We start from the raw sequence: 19904 nt of genomic DNA, 5'->3' as shown, positions 1-19904 counted from the left end.
GCGGGTAAACAGAAGGCGCTTCACGCAAGCAACTGGAGGCCCTTATGAACGGCTTTATCATTCCCGCGGTCATGCTCGCCATGGTGGTGGGAGCGGCGATCTACATCGCCCGCACGAGTCGCAATGTGAACTCCTGAGTCCGCTTTACGCCTTCCTCTGTCACTTGCCCTCCGACGCCGACTCGGAGGGCATTTTCATCGGGCGGCGCTTCGCTTCCTGGTCGCGCCCGCCTGAATCTCCCGCCACGTGTCCGACTGGGAGATCATCTGGCGGATGGCGGCGACGTTCTGCGCGGCGTCCTCGGGCGAGAGGTCGCGGCGGGACAAATCCTCTGCTTCCTGAAATTTGCCCTGCAAGGCGAGCACCAGCGCCAGATTCTGCCGCACGCGCCGGTCGGCCGTCGGCTGGGCGGCGGCGAGGCGCAGCGTTTCTTCGGCGCGCGGAAGGTTTTTCGCCAGCGCATAGGACAGGCCGACATTCGAGAGAACCGTCGGCTCATTGGGGCGGATTTTCAGCGCGGCCTCGTAATAGCCGCGGGCGCCTTCGTGGTCGCCGAGCTGATCGGCGATGGACCCCTGCGTGGACAGCACCGACCAGTCGGGGCGCTCCGGCGTATGGGCCTTTTCGAGAATTTCCGCAGCCTGCTGAAGCTTGCCTGCGTCAGCGAGCGCCTTGCCATAAGCGGCGAGCACCTTCATATCCTCGGGATAGGTGATCGCCAGCCCTTGCATCACGGCGACGGCCTGCGCGTTCTGGTCCAGCGCATGCAGGGCCTTCGCATAGGTCATCGCGGTGGCCTTGTCCTTCGGGTTGCGGTCATAGCGCTGGCTCCAGTCTTCGGCGTAGCGGCGCAACGCCGCTTCGTCGGTGGGCAGGGCCGTTGCGGAGCCGCCGATGGACCCCGTAACGTCGCCAAGCGACTCCCTGTTGCAGGCGGGAAGGCTCAGGAGCGCAAGGAGCGTCAGCAACGCGCAAAGCCGGGACGGGGGATGGGGCGACTTTGTCACGGCGGAGATGGTTCCGTATGTCTTGATGCAACACCTCGCCTGGCAATAAACCGTTAACCCTAACGGAAGCTTAACAGGAAGAAGCCATGAAGCTCGAAGACTGGTCCGCCGAGGCGACGGCCGTCGATTTTGTTGACAGGACGGGCTGGCCGCAGATGAGGGAGACCCTGCCGGCGGCCGTCTCCGCGCTGGCCGCCGCGACGGGTTTCGAGGCGAAGCCCGGAAGCCTGCTGGTTTCGCCGGCGCTCGAAGGCGCCGCGCCGCGCGTCTTCTTCGGCGTCGAGGAGCCGGGGGCGAAGAAGCGCGACCCGTTCCTCGCCGGCAAGCTCGCCGCCGCCTTGCCGCCGGGGCTGTATCGGCTCGGCGCGAACGTCTCCGATCCGCAGCAGGCGGCGCTCGCCTTTCTGTTGTCCAGCTATTCCTTCACCCGTTACGTCGCGTCGAAAGGCGAGAAGCCTCGCCTGTGCGCGCCCGAGGGCGTCGACCGCGCCCGCGTCGAGCGCATCGCCGCCGCCGTGGCGCTCGGCCGCGATCTCGTGAACACGCCCGCAAATGACATGGGACCGGAGGCGCTGGCCGAAGCCGCTCTGGCGCTCGCGGCCAGACATGGCGCGAGCGCGCGGGTGATCGTCGGCGAGGCTCTGCTTGCCGAGAACTTCCCGCTCATCCACGCCGTTGGCCGGGCGGCGGCGCAGGCCCCGCGCCTCGTGGACTTCACCCATGGACCCGAGGACGGGCTGAAAGTCACGCTCGTCGGCAAGGGCGTGTGCTTCGACAGCGGCGGTCTCGACATCAAGCCGTCGTCCGCCATGGCGCTGATGAAAAAGGACATGGGCGGCGCGGCCGTGACTCTCGCGCTCGCCGCCATGCTCATGGACGGCGCGGTTCCCGTGCGGCTGCGCGTGCTGTTGCCCATCGTGGAGAATTCCATTTCGGCGAACGCCTTCCGCACCAGCGACATTTATCGCAGCCGCAAGGGGCTGACCGTCGAGATCGGCAACACCGACGCCGAGGGGCGGCTCATTCTCGCCGATGCGCTCGCCTGCGCCAGCGAAGACAACCCCGATCTTCTCTTCAATTTCGCGACGCTGACGGGCGCCGCGCGCGTGGCGCTCGGGCCGGAGCTGCCGCCCTTCTACACGGGCGACGACGCGCTCGCCGAGGAGATCGCCGCCTGCGGCCGCGCGGCCAATGATCCTGTCTGGCGTCTGCCGCTGTGGGACAATTACGACAGCGGGCTCGACGGCAAGATTTCCGACGTGGTGAGCGTGACGAGCGGCGGCTTCTCGGGCTCCATTGTCGCGGGGCTGTTCCTGCGGCGTTTCGTGAGCGAGCCGGCGCGCTGGGCGCATTTCGACGTCTATTGCTGGAATCCGTCAACCAGGCCCGGCCGCCCGGAAGGCGGCGAAGTGCAGGGCGCGCGGCTGCTCTACGATCTCATCGAAAAGCGCGCGGCGAAGGGGGCCACGAAGTGAGCGCGACACCGGACCGGCGGCTGACGCCCGCCCGCCCCGACCTTGCGGCGGCCTATCTGAGAGGCCGTGTCACCGCCGAACGCTATGTGGAAGGCGCGGTGATGGAGGTGAAGGAAGGCGTCGTGGACATGCGTCGCGAACCGCGCCCCGACGCCGCCGTCGATACGCAGGCTCTCTATGGCGAGCGCGTGACCGTCTATGACGAGGAGGAAGGCTGGGCATGGGCGCAGCTCGCGCGCGACGGCTATGTCGGCTGGATCGGCGCCAACACCCTATGGAGCGAATTGAGCGCGCCCACGCACCGCGTCTGTGTGCCGCGCACCTTCGTCTATCCTGCCGCGAGCATCAAGCAGCCGCCGCTGCTCGCCCTGCCGCTCAGCGCGGATGTCTGCATCGTCGAGGAACGCGACAATTTTCTCGTGACGCGCGACAGGGGCTTCGTCTGGCGCACGCATCTCGCGCCGCTGGACGCGCCCGCGCAGGATTTCGTCGCGGTGGCCGAAACGCTGATCGGCGCGCCCTATCTATGGGGCGGCAAGTCGGTCAGCGGCGTCGACTGCTCCGGCCTCGTGCAGATTGCGCTCGCCGCCTCCGGGCGCAAGGCGCCGCGCGACAGCGACATGCAGGAGGCGGAGCTCGGCGCGCCTGTCGAGCCGGGCGCGCCGCTGGCGCGCGGGGACCTCGTTTTCTGGAAAGGCCATGTCGGACTGATGCGCGACCCGGAAACGCTCCTGCACGCAAACGGGACGCATATGCTGGTGTCGAGCGAGCCGCTGGCGCTGGTGCGCGCCCGCAATCTCGAAGCGGGCGCGGGGGAGGTCACCGGCGTGAGGCGCCTGAGCTGGTAGTGCAATGACGAAGAGTCTCTACTTCGAGGATCTCCATGTCGGACAGCGCTTCGTCTCCGAGCCCGAGGAGGTGACGGAGGAGGCGATCATCCGCTTCGCCCGCGACAATGATCCGCAGTATTTCCACGTCGATCCCTTCACGGCGCGGGAGAGCATGTTCGGCGGGCTGGTCGCCAGCGGCTGGCAGACTGCGGCCGCGACGGTGCGCCATCTGCTCGAACGCTCCGGCGCGACCTTCCCCGGCGGCGTCGTGGGCGTGGAGACGACGATCGCTTGGAAACGTCCCGTGCGCCCCGGCGACCGCCTGCATATCGAGGGCGAGATCACCGGCCTGCGTCTCTCGCGATCGAGCCCCGAGCGCGGCTTCGCGACCTTCGACAGCAAGACGCTCGATCGCGCGGGCAGGGTGGTGCAGACGCTGCGCGCGACCATGCTGATCAACCGCGATCCGCGCCGGCGGGAGACCAGCGGCGCGGACGACGTTCGCATGAAGACAGTCTAGCGCGCCTTCGAGAAGCCGCGGATCAGCCGCTTCGCCGCGACGACGCCGGCGGCCGCCGGACCGCGTGTGAAATCCGGATTCGGATTGCCTGACGAGAATCCGGCAGCGAAATCAGTCACGACAGCAAGGCCCGCGAAAGGCAATCCGTAACGACGCGCCAGGATGCACTCCGGCACGATCGTCCAGCCGAGAATCTCGGCGCCGAGCAGGCGCGCCATCTTCGCCTCCGCGGGCGTCTCGAAACTCGGGCCGGAGAACCAGATCATGACGCCCTCGTGCATGGACACGCCGCTTGCCGCGGCGGCGGTCTTCATGCGCCGGATGAGGCGTCTCTCGTAGGCCTCGTTCATGTTGACGATCGACTTGCCGCCCGAGGGCGCGCCGATCAGCGGGTTCAGCCCGGTGAAATTGATATGGTCCGTGACCGCGACGAGGTTGCCCGGCAACAGATCAGCCTGCACGGAAAGCGCCAGCCCCGTACACAGGAGACTGCGGGCGCCGAGGAGGGTCAGCGTCTCGATCGGCCCCGCCATCAGGCTCGGATCGCCAGTGTCGTAAAACGTCGAGCGGCCTTTGAGGACCGCCGTCAGCGCACCCTCGATGCTGGTGACGATCAACTCTCCGTCCTCCAGGCCTGCGCCAGTCGGAAAGCCGGGAAGCTCGGCGTAGGGGATGGCCGCCACCCGTTCGCCGAGATCCGCGGCGCCGTAGAAGATCGGCCCGAGGATGATGGCGCTTTCAACGGAGTCTATCTGGCAACGGGCCCGAATAATCGCAGCGGCGTCCCCGGCGGGCGTTGTCATATCTTGCCTCTCAATCACAATGCTAAAAATGAATGTCGCAGGCAAAGCCTGCGCGAACTTGAATAAATTACGTCGACTTTAACAATTCGCTTAAGCGTCGCTGTTAATTGGCGCGGCCTGATTGCGGAAGGCCGCCGCGAAGAGGGCGCGCGTGTAGTCATTCGTGGGATTGTCGAAAACGGCGGCGGCGGGTCCGGATTCGACGACTTTCCCGTGTCGCATGACGATAAGATGGCCAGCCAGCGCCTTCACGACACGCAAATCATGGCTAATGAACAGATAAGCCAGAGAGCGGCGGCGCTGAAGATCGCGCAGCAGGTCGATGATCTGCGCCTGCACGGACATGTCCAGAGCCGATGTCGGCTCGTCGAGCACGATGAATTTCGGCTCCAGCACAATGGCGCGGGCGATGGCGATGCGCTGACGCTGGCCGCCGGAGAATTCGTGCGGATAGCGGTCCATGGTCGCCGGATCGAGGCCGGTCTCCATCAACGCGCGCGCGACAATCTCCCGGCGTTCGTCGAGAGTCAGTTCCGGCCGTTGCACCGTGAGGCCCTCCGCCACGATCTCGGCGACGGACATGCGCGGCGACAGCGAGCCGTACGGATCCTGGAAAACAATCTGCATGTCCCGCCGCAGCGGACGCATCTGAGCCACGCTGTCGCCGTCAATGCGCGATCCGAGGAAGACGATCGGCCCCTCCGAGCGGATCAAACGCAACATGGCGAGCGCCAGCGTCGTTTTCCCCGAGCCGGATTCGCCGACGACGCCCACTGTTCCGCCCGCGCGCACATTCAGCGTCACGCCATCGACGGCCTTGATGTAATCGACGGTGCGGCGCATGAAGCCGTGCTTGATGGGGAACCAGACGCGCAGATCGTCGGCGGAGATGACGACGGGCGCCGTCTCGTCTTCGACGATCGGGTCGCCCTTGGGCTCGGCGGTCAGCAGCGCCTTTGTGTACGGATGGCGTGGGGAGGCGAAGACGCTGGCGACATCGCCGCTCTCGACGATGCGTCCCTTCTGCATCACGCAGACGGAGTCGGCAAAACGGCGGACCAGATTGAGGTCGTGGGTGATGAACAGGATCGCCATGCCATAGGTCTTTTGCAGGCGTTCCAGGAGGGCGATGATCTGCGCCTGCACGGTGACGTCGAGCGCGGTGGTCGGCTCGTCGGCAATGAGCAGGTCCGGCTTGTTGGCGAGCGCCATCGCGATCATGACGCGCTGCCGCTGCCCCCCCGAAAGCTGGTGCGGATAGGCGCCCAGTCGCGCTTCCGGGTTCGGGATGCCGACCTCCGTGAGCAGTTCGATCACCCGCGAACGCATGGCCTCGCGACCTTGCATGCCGTGAAGCTCGAGAATCTCGGCGATCTGCTGCTCGATGGTCTGAAGTGGATTGAGCGAGGTCATGGGCTCCTGAAAGACCATGGTAATGCGCGCGCCGCGAATGGACCGCAACTCCCTCTCGCTGACCGTCAGCATGTCGCGCCCGCCGAAGAGCGCCTCGCCCGTCGCCATGGCGCCGGGCGGCAGCAGGCGGACGATGGACAGCGCGCTGATCGATTTGCCGGAACCGGACTCGCCCACGAGCGCGAGCGTCTTGCCGCGCTCCAGCGAAAACGAGACGCCGTCAACGGCCTTCGTCTCGCGTCCGCCCTGAAGGAAGGAGACGGAGAGGTTGCGAATGTCGAGGAGGGGGGCGGAGGTCACCGGAAATTCTTTCTCGGGTCGAAGGCGTCGCGCACGGCTTCTCCGATGAAGACGAGCAGCGACAGCATCAGAGCGATGATGGCGAAGCCGGTCAGGCCGAGCCATGGCGCCTGGAGGTTGGATTTGCCTTGCAGCAGCAGCTCGCCGAGCGAGGGCGAGCCGGGCGGCAGGCCGAAGCCCAGAAAATCCAGCGCCGTCAGCGTGGTGATCGACGAGTTGAGGATGAAGGGCAGGAAGGTCAGCGTCGCCACGGTGGCGTTGGGCAGAAGATGGCGCCAGATGATTGTGAAATTGGTCAGCCCCAGCGCCCGTGCGGCGTTCACATATTCGAAATTGCGGGCGCGCAGAAATTCGGCGCGCACGACATGCACCAGCGACACCCATGAAAACAGTAGCAGAATGGCGAGCAGGACGAAGAAGCCCGGCGTCAGGAACGATGAGATGATGATCAGCAGGTAAAGCTGCGGCAGCGAGGACCAGACTTCGATGAAGCGCTGAAACACGAGGTCGACCCGACCGCCAAAAAAGCCCTGCACCGCTCCGGCCGCGACGCCGACGATCGAGGAGATCGTCGCGAGGATGAGGCCGAACAGCACCGAGATACGGAAGCCGTACAGCAAGCGCGCGACGACGTCGCGGCCCTGATCGTCGGTGCCGAGCCAGTTCCATTCGATGGCGGAGCAGCCCCGGTTCGGCTCGCCGGGCTTCAGCAGCTTGGCGGCGGCGGCCTCGCATTGCGCCTTGCTCAGCATCCAGGTCGGCGGCGACGGCGCGGGGGTGGGCAGGTCGAGATTATGCGTGTCGTAGGAGTAGCGGACCGGCGGCCAGAGCATCCAGCCATGCGCCTTGATCTCGCTTTCGATCGTCGGATCGCGATAATCGGTCCGCGCGAGAAAGCCGCCGAATTTCTCTTCCGGATAGGTCACGAAAACCGGAAAGAGCAGCTCCCCCTTGTACCAGGCCAGGATCGGCCGGTCATTGGCGAGGATATTGGAGAGCAGCGACATGACGAAGAGCGCCATGAAGAGCCAGAAGGACCAATAGCCGCGCTTGTTCGCCCTGAAATTGGCCAGCCGCCGCTGGTCCAGCGGCGAGAGCCGAAGCAGACCTTCGCGGGCGATGGGCGGCGCGAGGCGGACGCCAGTCTCGGTTGCTACGCTCATGATCAGACCTCGCGCGTCTCGAAATCGATCCGCGGATCGATCCAGGTATAGGTGAGGTCGGAGAGAAGATTCACGACGAGGCCGACCAGCGCGAAGATGTAGAGATTGGCGAAAACCACCGGATAATCACGGTTCACGATGCTCTCGAAGGAGAGATAGCCGAGGCCGTCGAGGGAGAAGATCGTCTCGATCAGCACCGAGCCGGTGAGAAAGGCGTGCACGAAGGCGCCCGGAAAACCGGCGATGACGATGAGCATGGCGTTGCGGAACACGTGGCCGTACAGCACGCGGTTCTCCGTCAGCCCCTTCATGCGCGCCGTCTGCACATATTGCTTGCGGATCTCGTCCAGGAACGAGTTCTTGGTCAGGAACGTCTGGGTGGCGAAGGCGCCGAGCGTCATGGCGCTCACCGGCAGCACGATGTGCCAGAGATAATCCTTCACCTTGCCGAGCAGCGTGAGCTGGTCGAAATCATCCGACGTCAGTCCGCGCAGCGGGAATATCTGCCAGAAGGAGCCGCCCGCGAAGAGCACGATGAGCAGCATGGCGAAGAGAAAGCTCGGGATCGCATATCCGACGATGACGAGATTGGAGGTCCACATGTCGAATCTGCTGCCATCCCGCACGGCCTTTGCGATGCCGAGGGGAATGGAGATCGAATAGGACAGGAGCGTCATCCAGATCCCGAGCGACATGGAGACGGGCAGCTTCTGGCCGATCAACTTGATGACGCTCTCGTCGCGGAAGTAGCTCCGCCCGAAATCGAACATCGCGTAATTCTTGACCATCAGCAGGAAACGCTCCCAGGCCGGCTTGTCGAAGCCGAACTGCTTTTCCAGTTCCGCGATGAATTTCGGGTCCAACCCCTGCGCGCCGCGATATTTGGAGGCGCTTTCAGCGGCCATCGGCCCGGCCTGCGTCGCCGCGCCCTGGCCCACGTCGCCGCCGCCGCCCGAGAAGCGGCCGGTCGCGCCGACGTCGAAGCCCTGAAGCTGGGCGATGATGCGCTCGACAGGTCCGCCCGGCGCGAACTGCACGATCACGAAGGAAATGAGCATGATGCCGAGGATCGTCGGGATCATCAGCAGCACCCGGCGGGCGATATAGGCTCCCATGTGCGTCAGCGTCCCGTGAAGTTGATCTTTTTCGCCTTGTCGTCGTCGTACCACCAGGTCCAGAGGACGCCGGTGTCGAATTTCGGCTGACGCTCGGGCTGGCCGAAGAGATCCCAATAGGCGTAGCGGTGCACGGGATTGTACCAGTGCGGAATCCAGTACCGCTGCGAGCGCAGCGCCCGGTCGAGAGCGCGGCAGCAGGTGACGAGCTCCTCGCGCGTGGCGGCCTGCTGCGCCTTGTCAACTAAAGCGTCGATCGCCGGATTGGAAATCCCAGCAAGATTGCGCGCGCCGTTCACATTCGCGGTCTTGGAGCTGAAATAGGCGCGCAACTCCTCGCCGGGGTTCCACGCCATCATCATCACGTCGTGAACGACGTCGAAATCGAAGTCCTCCAGCCGCTTCTTGTACTGGGCGGCGTCGACGATGCGGATGCGCGCCGTCACGCCGAGAAGCTTCAAATTCTTGATGAAGGGCTGGGTGTGGCGTTCGAAGACGTTCGAATTGTCGAGAAATTCGAATTCGAGCGGCGTCCCGTCGGGCAGGCGCAGAACGCCGTCCTTGCGGGTGCAGCCGGCGGCGACGAAGAGATCGTTCGCCTTCTTGAGCAGGGCGCGATCCTGGCCCGAGCCGTCGGAGACGGGGGACATGAAGGGCTCGCCGAAGACCTCGGCCGGAAGCTCTGCGCGCCAGGGCTCCAGCAGCGCTTTCTCCGCGTCGCTGGGCAGGCCGCGCGCCGCCAGCTCCGAGTTTTCGAAATAGGAGGAGATGCGCTTATAGGCGTCATACATGAGGTTGCGGCTGGTCCATTCGTAATCGAAGGCGTAGCCGATGGCCTCGCGCACGCGCGGGTCCTTGAAGATCTTGCGCCGCGTGTTGAACATCCATCCCTGAATGTTGGGGATGTTGTTGTTGGGCGACGTCGCGCGCTTCACCCGGCCGTCCTTGAAGGCGGGGAAGTCATAGCCCGTGGCCCAGACGCGGGCGATATTCTCCTCGCGCTCGGTAAAGGCGCCCGCCTTGAACGCCTCGAAGGCCACCTGCGAGTCGCCGAAATATTCGAAGCGGACGACGTCGAAATTGCCCTGGCCGCGCGCGATCGGCAGGTCCTTGGCCCAGTAATCCGGCACGCGGTGAAAGGCGATATACCGGCCCTGCTCGAACTGCCCCACCTTGTAGGGGCCCGAGCCGAGCGGCGGCTCCATCGTCGTGGCCTCGAAGTCGCGGTCCTTGTAATAGGCCTTCGAAAAAATCGGCTGGCTGGCGACATTCAGCGGAAGGTCGCGCGTGCGGCCGGGCGCGAGTTTGACGACGAGGACGTCATCGGCCTCGGGCGTGGCGCTTTCGAGATCGCGCAGCATCTGGCTGATGACCGGATGGCCCTTTTCCTTGAGAATATTCAGGGAGAAGGCCGCGTCATGGGCCGTGAGCGGCGTCCCGTCGTGGAAGCGCGCCTCCTTGCGCAGCAGAAACGTATAAGTGAGCTTGTCGGGCGAGATGCGCACCTTTTTGGCGACGAGGCCGTAATAGGCGTCGCGCTCGTCGAGGCTCTGGTTCATCAGGCTGTCGAAGACGAGCGACATGCCGGTGGCGGGGTTGCCGCGCAGCACATAGGCGTTGAACGTGTCGTAGGTGGGGCTCGGCGGCGACAGCGCCAGCACGCCGCCTTTCGGCGCATCGGGGTTCACATAGCCGAAATGTTTGAAATCCGCCGGTTCGGCGAGGTCCCCGAAGGTGGAGAGGCCATGGCTCTCGATCTCGCCCGCGACGGGGGCGGCGGGCTGCGCCTTCGCCGCGTCCTTTGCGAAAACCCGCGGCGTCAGCAGGCTTGTCGCGCCAAGGGCGCCGGCGCGGATCAGGCCACGGCGGGAGAGCGGATAGCGGAAGGGAAGATCAGCCAAAAAACCACCTCGGGCAGGGAAGGGGCGCGCGTCGTCGCGCGGCCGATGATTCCCCTAAGATTATGTCGGTTTTGGGCGGCTTGCCAGTGGGCGCTTGACGCGGCCGGGCGGCGACGGCGGCGCAAACCCCAAAGCGGCGTCGTGATGCAGGGAGGCCCGCGCCAGCTTGCCTGCCGGTTGCGCGCGGGCGAAGCGGCGGGCGACGATCTCGCGGTCGACAGAGCCGAGGACGAGTCCGACGAAGGACATCAGAAGACCAAGCGAGAGCGGCGAGAAATAGGCTTCCTCCTGAAACAGCCCGTTGACGAGCAGGGTGAGAGTCGCCCCGCCCGCGAAGGCGAGCGCCGGCGCGTGGGTGGCGTCGAACAGACGCCAGGCGATGCGCGCGATCCAGACATAGAAGGCGAGGACCGCCGCCGCCGCCACGCCAAGCTGGAAGAACAGCACGCCGACGGCGCTCTCCACGGCGAGAGACGCCGCGCCGTCCTGCTGGAATTTGCTCCAGTCGATGGCGTTGAAATCCGGCACGGACAGATTGCCGCCGTCGCCGAGCGTGTGGCCAACGGGAAATTTGAGAAAGCCGTTGAGCCCGCCCAGAAGGCCGAGCACATGATAGTCGCCACTGGACCTGCCGGAGACGACGCCGATAACCGCATAGGCGCAGAGCACGAGAGCCAGCGCCGCGACCGCGCGACGTGCGCCGACACGCCGCGCGAGCCAATAGACGCCCAGCGACGCAAGAAGAAGCGCGAGGGGTCCCTTGGCGCTCGTCGCCAGCAGCAGCGGCACGGCCAGGAATCCGATGGGCGCATAGCCGTCGATGATCGAGAAGGCGATGAGCGTCGCGAGCAGATAGCCGAAGCTGATCGGATGGAAATTCGGCCCCTGCAGGCGCGCCACCATGAAATCGAAGGCGCCCGGAAGGCCCAGATTGAGGAATTTCGACTGCGAATATTCGATTGCGTTGGTGATGACTCTGCCTTCCTTCGCGTTGGCCTGTATCTCCTGCATGTCCACGAGGCGCTTGGCGGCGTTCAGCGTATTGTAAGTCCAGCCATTGGTGAGCGTCAGCCACGTATCCGTAAAGGCGAGCTCCATGTAGCCGCACAGCAAGGTCAGGCCCAGCACGGCCGCGACGATCGACGGCAGATCGACCCGGCGCTCGGCCCCGACGACGAGAAAGAGCTGGAACATCAGCACCGGAAGGCCGATGTTGCGCATGTAGATGATCGCGTTGCGGCTGTTGATCGCGAGTCCCGCCGCGAAATACAGGCCGACGAGGCCGAGCACGACGATCGAGACGAGGATCATGCGCCGCACGAGGGGCGAATAGGACTCCCGGCGCCAGACGAACTGGAGCGCGACCCCGGCCCAGACGCAGATCGTCGTGATGAAATTATAGCTCTTGAGCGGCTCGATGTCCGAGAAGTCCGTGAAGTTCGGGGACACGAGAGAGACGAAGACGTTCTGGAAAATGTTCGCCGTCAGCACGACCGTGAGAATGTGCTCCTGAAAGACCCGAACGACCAATGCGGCGGCGGCGATGCAGAAGAGGATTGCGACGGGCTGGCTGATCACATGCAGCAGGACCGGCGCGGCCGTGACGATGAACGCCAGCGCAAGGCCGGCGCCGAGCTGTGTGATCGCCTGTGTCTGCGTCTCCGCCTTTGGATGGTCTGTGCGCGGAAGGGGCCGGGCGTTGCTCATGGAGGCAATCAGGCCGCGAGCCTGACGCTTTCGAGCTGGCGCGACTGTTCCGGGTCGTAGAGCTTCAGCCGCGCGGCGTCGGTCTTGTTGAACAGAAGCCCTGCCTGCGTCGCCTCCAGACGTTCGAGCGCGAGAGCGGCGTCGACGTCGCTGGTCTTGTCCCACTCGACGACGAAGAGGATCTCATCCGCGAGACTCGCGAGAAAGCGCGCATGCGGGGAGTCGAGAGCCGGGGGACCGTCGATGACGATGACGTCGAACCACCGCCGCGCAAGCGAGAGCGCCGCCCGCAACGTGACGCTGTTCATCAGGGCGCCGATGGCGTCCGGAGTTTTGACCCTGCGGCCGCCATAGGGCAGCAGCGTGTAGCCATCCGCGCGCTGCTCGACGAAGGCCGCTCTCAGCCCTTCGCCGGCGCTCAGAACATCGAGCAGCCCATAGGGCGGCTTTTTGACATGGGCTGCGCGATCCGCCTCGATCAGCAGCGTGCGTTGCCCGCCCTTGGCCAGAGAGGCGGCAAGATTCACGGCGACGGTCGAGCGTCCTTCCCCCCGCTTCGCCGAGGCGACCAGGATGAGCCGCCCTTTGTCGCCGCCGCGTCGCGGAACGAGATCGCGGCAAAGTTCCCTGAGCCAGGGCGTCAGATCGGGGACTTTGACGGCCTCGGACGTCTTTCCGACTTTCGGCGCCAGCAGAGGCAGGAAGGCGAGGGGCTCGACATCGCCGAGACGCGCCGCCTGCGCCGTGGTCCTGATCGTGCGCCGCCTCCATTCACGCGCGAACACGTAGCAGAAGCCGACGAGCAGTCCGACGAAGAGGGCGCCGACGGCGAGGATGGCGCGGCCGGGCGACGGGCGCGCCGGCGGGGTCGCGCGCGAGGCGAAGCGGATGTCGCTCGGTTCGAGGTCCTTCACCTGCAGCAATTCGCGCTCACGGTTGAGTAGTTCTTCGTAGACGGCGCGTTCGGCCTTCGCCTCGCGTTCGAGCTCGTCGAGCTTCACCATCTGCGGACCGAGTTCGCCGCTTTCCGTCTGCGCGGTCTTCAGTTGCCGCGAGAGGTCCGCCTCGCGCTGTTCCGCCTCCAGAAATTCCGTGCGGGCGGCGCTCATCATGCGGCCGATCTCCGCCGCGATCTGCCGTTTGACGTCGGCGAGCTGGGCGTTGAGGCTGGTGACGGCGGGGTGGCGCGGGCCGAGCACCGTCGCCTGATCCGCCGACTGCCTCGACAGGCGCGCATATTCAGCGCGCAGGGCGCCCAGCACCGACGACTGGACCGATTGGGGAAGACTGTCGCCCGCCGTCGCGCCCGCCTTGCGGAGAAGCTCGAAATGCGCGCGCGCCTCGGCCGTGCGGGCGCTGGCGAGCACGAGTTGCTGGTTCATTTCGAAGATGCGGCGCTCCAGCAGCGTGCTGCCCTGGCCGGCGTCCGTGACCTTGAGACGCGCCTTAAGTTCGGCGGCCGCCTCTTCGGCGCGGCTGACGCGGCCGCGAAGCTCGCTCAGCCGGCTTTCAATCTCGCGCGCGGTCGCGGCGCTGACTCCGCTGCGCAGCGCGGTCTGATCCTTGAGAATCTTGTTGGCCGCCGCGTTCGCAATCCGGGCGCTCGCCTCCGCTGTCGGCGCGCTGGCGGTGATGTCGATCACATAGGTCGTGCCTCGCCGCGAGATCGACAGTTTGGCGGCAAGCCTGTCGATCGCCGACAGACGCGCTTTCTCCGGATCGTCGCCATAGCCGCCGAAACCCACGTCCTTCGTCAGGTCGAGCTCATCGACGAGTTCGCCGAGAAACCCCTCGGAACGGGCAATCTGAACCAGACTCTCGATGGCGACGGCGTCGCCGCCGATGTTGGAGATCACGCCGCCGGCGCGCGTCACCTTCGCCGCACGTGGATCGACGATCAGCACCGCTGTGGCGGAATATTTTGTGAGGAACGCCAGCGCGAAGCCAAAAGCCAGAACCGCCGACACAGCGCTCACGGCGCAGAGGCGCAAAAGATTGCGGCGCAGGAAGAGCCATACGGCGGCAGTGTCGATGAGAGCCTGCCCCTGGCGTGCAGGCGCGCGCCACAGGTCCAGCACATCATCGGCCGTGTCCCCGACGCGCCCGCGCCCCGTCGCATGCTCGGAACTTCTCGTCATGGGCGCCAGAGATTGTTTCCGGTTCACAGCGTGATCGTGGCTGTATAGAATATGAAAAGAATTAACCATGAGTTACGCGATGCATCGCCATCTCTCCCGACGCCGCGCGCTGTTGACGGTCGGCGCCGGCCTCCTGGGCGCGGCGTCGCAATCGCCCTCCGTCGCGGCGGGCGCCGCTCTGCCCGAGGCGTTGCGGCGTGGGTTCAATCTGCCGGACCAGGCGCCGCTGCGTGCGGGACGCGACGCGCATCGCGAGACGCTGCGGGCCTTGCGCGCGCTCGGCATGACTCACGTGCGCCTTCCGGTGGTCGCGGAAAATGTGCTGGCCGCCATTCCGGTCCCGCCACGATCGCCAGCACGATGGACGACATGAGCCGCGCCGTCGATGTGCTTCTCGCGCTCGGCTTTGCGGTCACAATTGATCTGCATCCGGGCAGGGACGTCAATGCGCTTCTCGCGCGCAACCCGGCGTCGGCGCAACTGGTGTTGATCAATGGATGGGCGCGCCTCGCCCGCCATCTCGCGCGATGGCCGGCCGAGCGGATTTTCGTCGAGCTGCTGAACGAGCCCGCGACCAGCGAGTCTGTCTGGCGCCCGATGTCCGAAGCGCTGATCGGGGAGGTGCGCGGCCAACTGCCCGAAACCTACGTCATCGTCGGCCCCGCGCCCTATCAGAGATGGGACTCGCTTGCGGAGTCGCAGCCCTTGTCCGGCGAAAGGATTGTCTACGCCTGCCATTACTATGATCCGATGGTCTTCACCCATCAGGGCGCCGATTGGGAAGCAGACAGTCCGTGGGGCCGGGCGGCGGGCGTGCCTTTTCCAAGCAGCGCGGCCGATCCGGCGCTCCTCGCGCTCGCGCGGCAGGCGAGCGCCGCGGGAGACGAACCCCTCGCAGTAGAGTTGCGCCAGATGGCCGCGCAGGCGTGGGACGCGGAGTCCATCAATCGCGACTTCGCGAAGCTCGCGCAATGGAGCACGCGCCACGCCGCGCCCGTGATGATCAACGAGTTTGGCGTTCTCAAGGGAAAAGTGAAACGGCTGCACCGCCTTGCATGGTTATCTGCGACCCGGCGCGCGGCGGAGACGCATGGATTTGGATGGGCGCATTGGGATTATGCGACCGACTTCGGTCTTCTCGACGGCGCCGGCGCAATCGATGAAGGCGTGATGCGCGCGCTCCTCTCTCCCTAGCTGACGAAGTCTTTACGTCGACGCGCTAGAGTCGTTCGTTATCAGGATTCGAGCCGTTTACATTGCGGCTAACCACGATCGTGAAATGCCGCTGCGCCAGACTCGCCGGCGTGTAAGATCATGCGAGCTTTGGAGTGCAACCCATGCGTGAGCGCCTTGCGGCTCTGCTGTGCAAATTGAGATCGCGCCAGGCGGCGATGGGGGCCATTGTCGCAATGGCGATCAAGGCGTGCGGCGCCTTGCTCACGCTCGCTGTCTTCACGCTTGCCGCGCGCGCCATGACCGCGGATCAATTCGGCCATCTGGCCGTCTGGTTCAACGCCATCAGCTTCCTCGCCGTCGCGGCGGTGTTCGGGCAAGACACGCTGATTGCGCGCTCTTACGGAGAATATTCGGGCAGCGGCGATTACCGGCAGGCCTGGGGCGCCTATCGCTTCGGGTGGGTGATGACGCTTGCCTTCGGCGGGGCCTTCGCTCTGGGCCTGTGGCTTTTTGCGCCCCTCTTCTTTTCATGCGTGACCCGCACGACGCTGCTCGCGGCCGCCTTCTTCCTCCTGACGCAGACCATCCTGCATTATTCGTCGCATTCGACGCGGGTCATCGCGAGCTTCGTGGTGTCGGAGGTGACGCGGGAGCTGATCTGGCGCGTTCTGCTGCTCGGGGTCGTGATCTGGGCGGTGCTGCATCAGGGATTGACGACGGCGGAATTCTTTCTCGCGGCCGGCGTGGGACAAATCCTCTCGTTTGGCGCGGCCCTCTTTCACGTGCGCCGGGTTTACCGGTCGCATGATGTGGAGGAGGTCGATTGCGGCAATTGGCGCGCGTGGCTCACTCGGTCGGGGCCAATGTGGCAATCCGCCGTTCTCGAAGCCGCGAGCATGTATTTCGACGTGATGCTGATCGGCTATGTCGCCTCTCCGGCGGCGGCGGGGGATTACTTCGCTGCCGCGCGTCTGGCCAATGTCTTCCTGATGGTGCTGACAGGGCTCAACACCTACACGGTGTCGCGCAGCGCGACTCTCTATTTTTCGGGGCAGGTCGAGAAGCTTCAGGAGATCCTGCGGTCGCTGGTGCTCGTGTCTACGACGATGCTCGCGCCGCTGCTGCTGCTGATCTACATTTTCGGCGCGAAGCTTCTGACCATCTTTGGGGCGCGCTTTGCAAGCGACTATCCGACGCTCGTCATTCTGTCGACGGGCTGCTTCATCATGTCCACCTGCGGCTCGGCGTCGGTGATTCTGCTGACGACGGGGCAGGAAAGACTCTATTCGCGCATCATCGCCATCGCCACCGTGCTGCGCGTCGCGCTCACATCGGTTCTTGCATGGCGTTTCGGCGCGCCGGGCGCGGCCTTCGGCTGGGCGCTGGTGAATGCGCCGCTGTTCATGCTGCTTTCAGCGATCTGCCGCCGCGAGATTGGCGTCGATCCCTCCATCCTCAGCCTGCTCGGCCCGCTGCGGGCGAAGCTTGCCGCGCGCGCGGGCCATCCGACGCTGGCCTGATGTCGTCGCGCTGAACGTCAGCGGCGGGAGGAGAAGGGCCGCAGGGCGCTCGCTAATTTGCGAGAAAGCCGCACGGGCGCGCGGCATCGTCGCTCGGCTGCCTGCGCCGGTCAATATAGTCCTGGGTGAGGCGGCGCAGCGGGAGATATTTCGGCGCGAAGATGGCGCCGTCGATACATTCGAGCTGCCCGCAGCGGTTGATGGTGTGCAGACGCGCCCCCGGCCAAGCCGGGCCGGGGGAAATCCGGCTGACGCATGACTGCGCGAAGGTCTCGGGATCGAGCCTGTCGATGCGCATGATCGTCATCGCCATGCCATAGCCTTCCGAGCAATCCTGCGCGGGCCTGTAGACACCTGTTGGCGTGGCGACCACGGCGCCGGCCGGTCGTGCGAAGCGCGAGTCGATGATGACGGGATTGCGCGCATGCGCCTCCCATGGGCCGAAGAGGCTCTTCGCGTGATGAAGGGCGAGCGTGTCGGAGTAGCCGCCCACGCCTTGCCGCACGACAGACGTCATCCAGTAACGGCCGTCATGGCGGAAGATGGTGGCGTCCGCCGCTTCGACGCCGTCGAGAAGGCGCGCGACCGGCTCCCATTTGTCCGGGAAGGAGACGCAGCGATAGAGCGTGACGGCTCCCGAGGCGGAGGCCTCCGGGAGCATGTAGAGAACGCCGTCTTCCTCGATCAGAAAGGGATAGGACAGATGCCACGGCTCCGTGATCGCCGGGACGGGGCGTCCGGCCGGGCCTGTCTCATCGAACGGCTGATACCAGATCTCGCCGAGATTCGTTCGGTAATCCAGTCGCTCATAGAAGACGCCCTGTCGCCCGCGCCATTCGATCGGGAACGGATCGGCCGCGAAATCCATGTCGCGATCGTCCATGATCCGCCATGGACCGCCGCCAATCGCGCCGGTTTCGAGAACGCCAGGTCCTTGCGTGAAGCGCCAGCCGACTCTCCAATGCGGCGAGTGGCAGCACAGATGATAGAGCGCACGCCCGCACTGGAAGGCGACGTTGCGCAGGAGGTATGCGAGCGGCGCAGCCGGAGACTGGGCGACGGGCGCGACCGGAGACAGGCGCTGCCTCGGATTCGCGACGGCCTTTTCGAGCAGCGCGGCGACGCGCGAGTAAACCGCTTCGAGCCCGCTGACGAGGCAATCCGCGCCTTCGAGAGAGGGCAGGCCCTCGGCGACAATGGCGCCGGTTCCGGCGTCTTCCACCGCAAGGCCTGGAGCACGATGCGAGAGCAGCGCCGCAACGGCCGCCTGATCGGTCGGATGGCCATCGCAAAGCGGCCTGAGGACGATCTCACCGGCGCCCGTCTGATCGCCAGCAAGATCGATGACGATATCGGCGGCGGCGTCGGGCGATTGGTTGGATGGCGGTTCGAGGCGATCACAGAGCGTTGGCGCGCCACGGCGGATGAGGCGTCGCTCCATGGCGATGAGCCGCATGACCGAAGGCGCCTGCGGAACGTCGACGCGCGAGAAGCGGAAGGTGATCTCGGCCGCCGGCCAGCGCGCCGCGAGGCTGTCGCGCAGGCGCTCATGCCAGCGCAGGAAATGCGAGGTCGGGACGGCGATGGCGATGCGCGGTCGTATCACGTCGACGGAGTCTCCATCAGCCGCATGAACTGATCAATCATGGCTTCGAGCGGATAGCGTTCGACGAGGCGGCGGCCGGTCGCGGTCAGCGCCTCTCGCGTCGCGGAGTCGCCAAGCACGCGCCCGACGGCGCCGGCGAAAGCAGCGGTGTCCCTCGCGTCGACGAAGAGCGCGCAAGGCGCGCCGTCGACCGCGAGCACCTCGCGCAGAACGTCGAGATCATTGGCGACGACAGGCACGCCCGCCTGCGCCGCTTCGACGGGCGCGAGGCCGAAGGTTTCCGCCGCGCTTGGAAAGACGAAACAATCCAGCGCGGCGAGAAAGGCGCCGAGCGCGGTCTTGTCGAGTTCGCCCAGGAAATGCACGCGCTCCCGCACGCCCAGCGCCTGCGCGTGATGTTCGAGGCGCGCGCGGTCGGGTCCCTGTCCGGCGAGCGCGAGATGCTGGCGCTCATTCCGTGGCAACAGCGCGATCGCGAGATCGAGTTGCTTGAGCGGACACAGACGCGCGGCGCAGCCGAGCAATGTCACATCCGGCGGCAGCCCGAGCCGTTCGCGCGCGTCGGAGCGGGACAGAGCGGCGGATTTGTCGATGAATCCGTGATCGATGCGGGTCACGCGCCTCGCATAGGGCGCGGGATAGGCAGAGTAGGCGGCGGCGGTCTGCGCCGAATTGACGACGATATGATCATAGGCGCCGATCGTTCCCAGCGCCTTGTCGACGAGGGCGACGCCGCGCGGGATAACCTCCGGAGCGGAGAGCTGGTTGGCGATGATCAACCGCGCTCCTGCGAGTCTCGCCACCGGCGCGGCGATGACATTCCCATAATGCTGAAGCGTCACGACCGCGTCGGGCCTTTGTCGCCGCAGTTCGCCATGAAGCGCGCGGATCGTTTGCAGCACGCCGGGGATGGAGCGGGGCCGCTCGGCCGCGCAGAAAAAGACATTGTCATCGCGATCGAAGCTGGCGGTGCGCCGAAAGAAGAAGATCTGCCGCGTGCGCCAGCCGCGCGCTTCGAAGCCGCTGGCGAGCTGACGCGCGATTTCCTGCGCGCCGGCGTTTTCGGCCTGCGTCTGGATGATGGCGACTGTCTTTTGAGACTTCTTTGTCAATGATGACGTCTTATGCGCGGCGACCAGCGAGGGTGAGCTTGGCAGTAAGCCTGCAAAACATAAACTTTCCTTGAAGCGCCTGTCCTGTATCTGACGCAGGGCGCGGACCGCCGCGCGA

Annotated in this window: 16 protein-coding genes; 6 read left to right on the top strand and 10 right to left on the bottom strand. The window is 65.6% G+C overall.

The annotated features are described in order from the left end of the window. Positions 1-194: 194 nt before the first annotated feature. Positions 195-1007: a tetratricopeptide repeat protein gene (locus tag ACR652_RS15635; protein ID WP_434507403.1), complete on the bottom strand. Its 813-nt coding sequence runs from the start codon at positions 1005-1007 to the stop codon at positions 195-197. Between the two features lie 86 nt (positions 1008-1093). Here ACR652_RS15635 and ACR652_RS15630 point away from each other — a divergent pair, with 86 nt between their 5' ends. From ACR652_RS15630 to ACR652_RS15620, 3 genes are read left to right on the top strand one after another with little or no spacing between them, the layout of a single operon-like run. Next, entirely contained in the window at positions 1094-2482 is a 1389-nt protein-coding gene (locus tag ACR652_RS15630; protein WP_434507402.1) for a leucyl aminopeptidase family protein, read from the top strand. Then, positions 2479-3330, top strand: coding sequence for an NlpC/P60 family protein (locus ACR652_RS15625; protein ID WP_434507401.1), 852 nt, complete (start codon positions 2479-2481; stop codon positions 3328-3330). Before ACR652_RS15630 ends, ACR652_RS15625 begins: the two co-directional genes overlap by 4 nt. A gap of 4 nt (positions 3331-3334) precedes the next feature. Next, positions 3335-3832 (top strand): MaoC/PaaZ C-terminal domain-containing protein, encoded by a 498-nt coding sequence (locus ACR652_RS15620; protein ID WP_434507400.1) that lies wholly within the window; start codon positions 3335-3337, stop codon positions 3830-3832. On the opposite strand, the gene ACR652_RS15615 is transcribed toward ACR652_RS15620, so the two are convergent. The 7 genes from ACR652_RS15615 to ACR652_RS15585 form a co-directional block, all read right to left on the bottom strand. Continuing rightward, the gene (locus ACR652_RS15615; protein WP_434507399.1) at positions 3829-4635 is read right to left on the bottom strand and encodes a phosphorylase; all 807 of its coding nucleotides are present in this window, start codon (positions 4633-4635) and stop codon (positions 3829-3831) included. The two genes, ACR652_RS15620 and ACR652_RS15615, sit on opposite strands and share 4 nt — an antisense overlap. Positions 4636-4725: 90 nt before the next feature. Then, a complete protein-coding gene (locus tag ACR652_RS15610) occupies positions 4726-6348 on the bottom strand; it encodes an ABC transporter ATP-binding protein (protein ID WP_434507398.1) in 1623 nt (540 codons plus the stop codon). Further along, positions 6345-7511 carry an ABC transporter permease gene (locus tag ACR652_RS15605; RefSeq protein WP_434507397.1) on the bottom strand — a complete coding sequence of 389 codons (1167 nt, stop codon included), beginning with the start codon at positions 7509-7511 and terminating at the stop codon, positions 6345-6347. The genes ACR652_RS15610 and ACR652_RS15605 overlap by 4 nt, the downstream gene beginning before the upstream one ends. A 2-nt stretch (positions 7512-7513) precedes the next feature. Further along, positions 7514-8626, bottom strand: a complete 1113-nt coding sequence (locus ACR652_RS15600) for a microcin C ABC transporter permease YejB (RefSeq protein ID WP_434507396.1) — start codon at positions 8624-8626, stop codon at positions 7514-7516. 5 nt (positions 8627-8631) lie between these two features. Next, positions 8632-10527, bottom strand: coding sequence for an extracellular solute-binding protein (locus ACR652_RS15595; protein ID WP_434507395.1), 1896 nt, complete (start codon positions 10525-10527; stop codon positions 8632-8634). 60 nt (positions 10528-10587) lie between these two features. Further along, a complete protein-coding gene (locus ACR652_RS15590; RefSeq protein ID WP_434507394.1) occupies positions 10588-12234 on the bottom strand; it encodes a hypothetical protein in 1647 nt (548 codons plus the stop codon). Between the two features lie 8 nt (positions 12235-12242). Continuing rightward, complete coding sequence (locus ACR652_RS15585; protein WP_434507393.1) at positions 12243-14372, bottom strand: GumC family protein; 2130 nt, start codon at positions 14370-14372, stop codon at positions 12243-12245. Positions 14373-14439: 67 nt separating this feature from the next. Between ACR652_RS15585 and ACR652_RS15580 the strand changes: the two genes are divergently transcribed. The 3 genes from ACR652_RS15580 (at position 14440) to ACR652_RS15570 (ending at position 17068) form a co-directional block, all read left to right on the top strand. Beyond that, positions 14440-14745 (top strand): hypothetical protein, encoded by a 306-nt coding sequence (locus ACR652_RS15580; protein ID WP_434507392.1) that lies wholly within the window; start codon positions 14440-14442, stop codon positions 14743-14745. Further along, positions 14742-15566 (top strand): glycoside hydrolase family 5 protein, encoded by an 825-nt coding sequence (locus tag ACR652_RS15575; RefSeq protein ID WP_434507391.1) that lies wholly within the window; start codon positions 14742-14744, stop codon positions 15564-15566. The genes ACR652_RS15580 and ACR652_RS15575 overlap by 4 nt, the downstream gene beginning before the upstream one ends. 143 nt (positions 15567-15709) lie before the next feature. After that, positions 15710-17068, top strand: coding sequence for a lipopolysaccharide biosynthesis protein (locus ACR652_RS15570; protein WP_434507390.1), 1359 nt, complete (start codon positions 15710-15712; stop codon positions 17066-17068). A gap of 52 nt (positions 17069-17120) precedes the next feature. On the opposite strand, the gene ACR652_RS15565 is transcribed toward ACR652_RS15570, so the two are convergent. Together ACR652_RS15565 and ACR652_RS15560 are read right to left on the bottom strand one after the other, a co-directional pair. Next, positions 17121-18674: a glucosamine inositolphosphorylceramide transferase family protein gene (locus tag ACR652_RS15565; protein WP_434507389.1), complete on the bottom strand. Its 1554-nt coding sequence runs from the start codon at positions 18672-18674 to the stop codon at positions 17121-17123. Further along, a complete protein-coding gene (locus tag ACR652_RS15560; RefSeq protein ID WP_434507388.1) occupies positions 18671-19786 on the bottom strand; it encodes a glycosyltransferase family 4 protein in 1116 nt (371 codons plus the stop codon). The genes ACR652_RS15565 and ACR652_RS15560 overlap by 4 nt, the downstream gene beginning before the upstream one ends. Positions 19787-19904: the final 118 nt, after the last annotated feature.

This window comes from Methylocystis sp., from assembly GCF_051061225.1.
In the GTDB taxonomy this organism is placed as follows: domain Bacteria; phylum Pseudomonadota; class Alphaproteobacteria; order Rhizobiales; family Beijerinckiaceae; genus Methylocystis.
The sequence above is the reverse complement of the archived record's forward strand: the minus strand, read 5'-3'. Positions and strand labels throughout refer to the sequence as shown.

Excerpts from the sequence above, each read along its gene's own strand:
- ACR652_RS15630 (WP_434507402.1), top strand. The coding sequence starts at position 1,094 with ATGAAGCTCGAAGACTGGTCCGCCGAGGCGACGGCCGTCGATTTTGTT.
- ACR652_RS15620 (WP_434507400.1), top strand. The coding sequence starts at position 3,335 with ATGACGAAGAGTCTCTACTTCGAGGATCTCCATGTCGGACAGCGCTTC.
- ACR652_RS15615 (WP_434507399.1), bottom strand. The coding sequence starts at position 4,635 with ATGACAACGCCCGCCGGGGACGCCGCTGCGATTATTCGGGCCCGTTGC.
- ACR652_RS15605 (WP_434507397.1), bottom strand. The coding sequence starts at position 7,511 with ATGAGCGTAGCAACCGAGACTGGCGTCCGCCTCGCGCCGCCCATCGCC.
- ACR652_RS15600 (WP_434507396.1), bottom strand. The coding sequence starts at position 8,626 with ATGGGAGCCTATATCGCCCGCCGGGTGCTGCTGATGATCCCGACGATC.
- ACR652_RS15590 (WP_434507394.1), bottom strand. The coding sequence starts at position 12,234 with ATGAGCAACGCCCGGCCCCTTCCGCGCACAGACCATCCAAAGGCGGAG.
- ACR652_RS15585 (WP_434507393.1), bottom strand. The coding sequence starts at position 14,372 with ATGACGAGAAGTTCCGAGCATGCGACGGGGCGCGGGCGCGTCGGGGAC.
- ACR652_RS15580 (WP_434507392.1), top strand. The coding sequence starts at position 14,440 with ATGAGTTACGCGATGCATCGCCATCTCTCCCGACGCCGCGCGCTGTTG.
- ACR652_RS15575 (WP_434507391.1), top strand. The coding sequence starts at position 14,742 with ATGAGCCGCGCCGTCGATGTGCTTCTCGCGCTCGGCTTTGCGGTCACA.
- ACR652_RS15570 (WP_434507390.1), top strand. The coding sequence starts at position 15,710 with ATGCGTGAGCGCCTTGCGGCTCTGCTGTGCAAATTGAGATCGCGCCAG.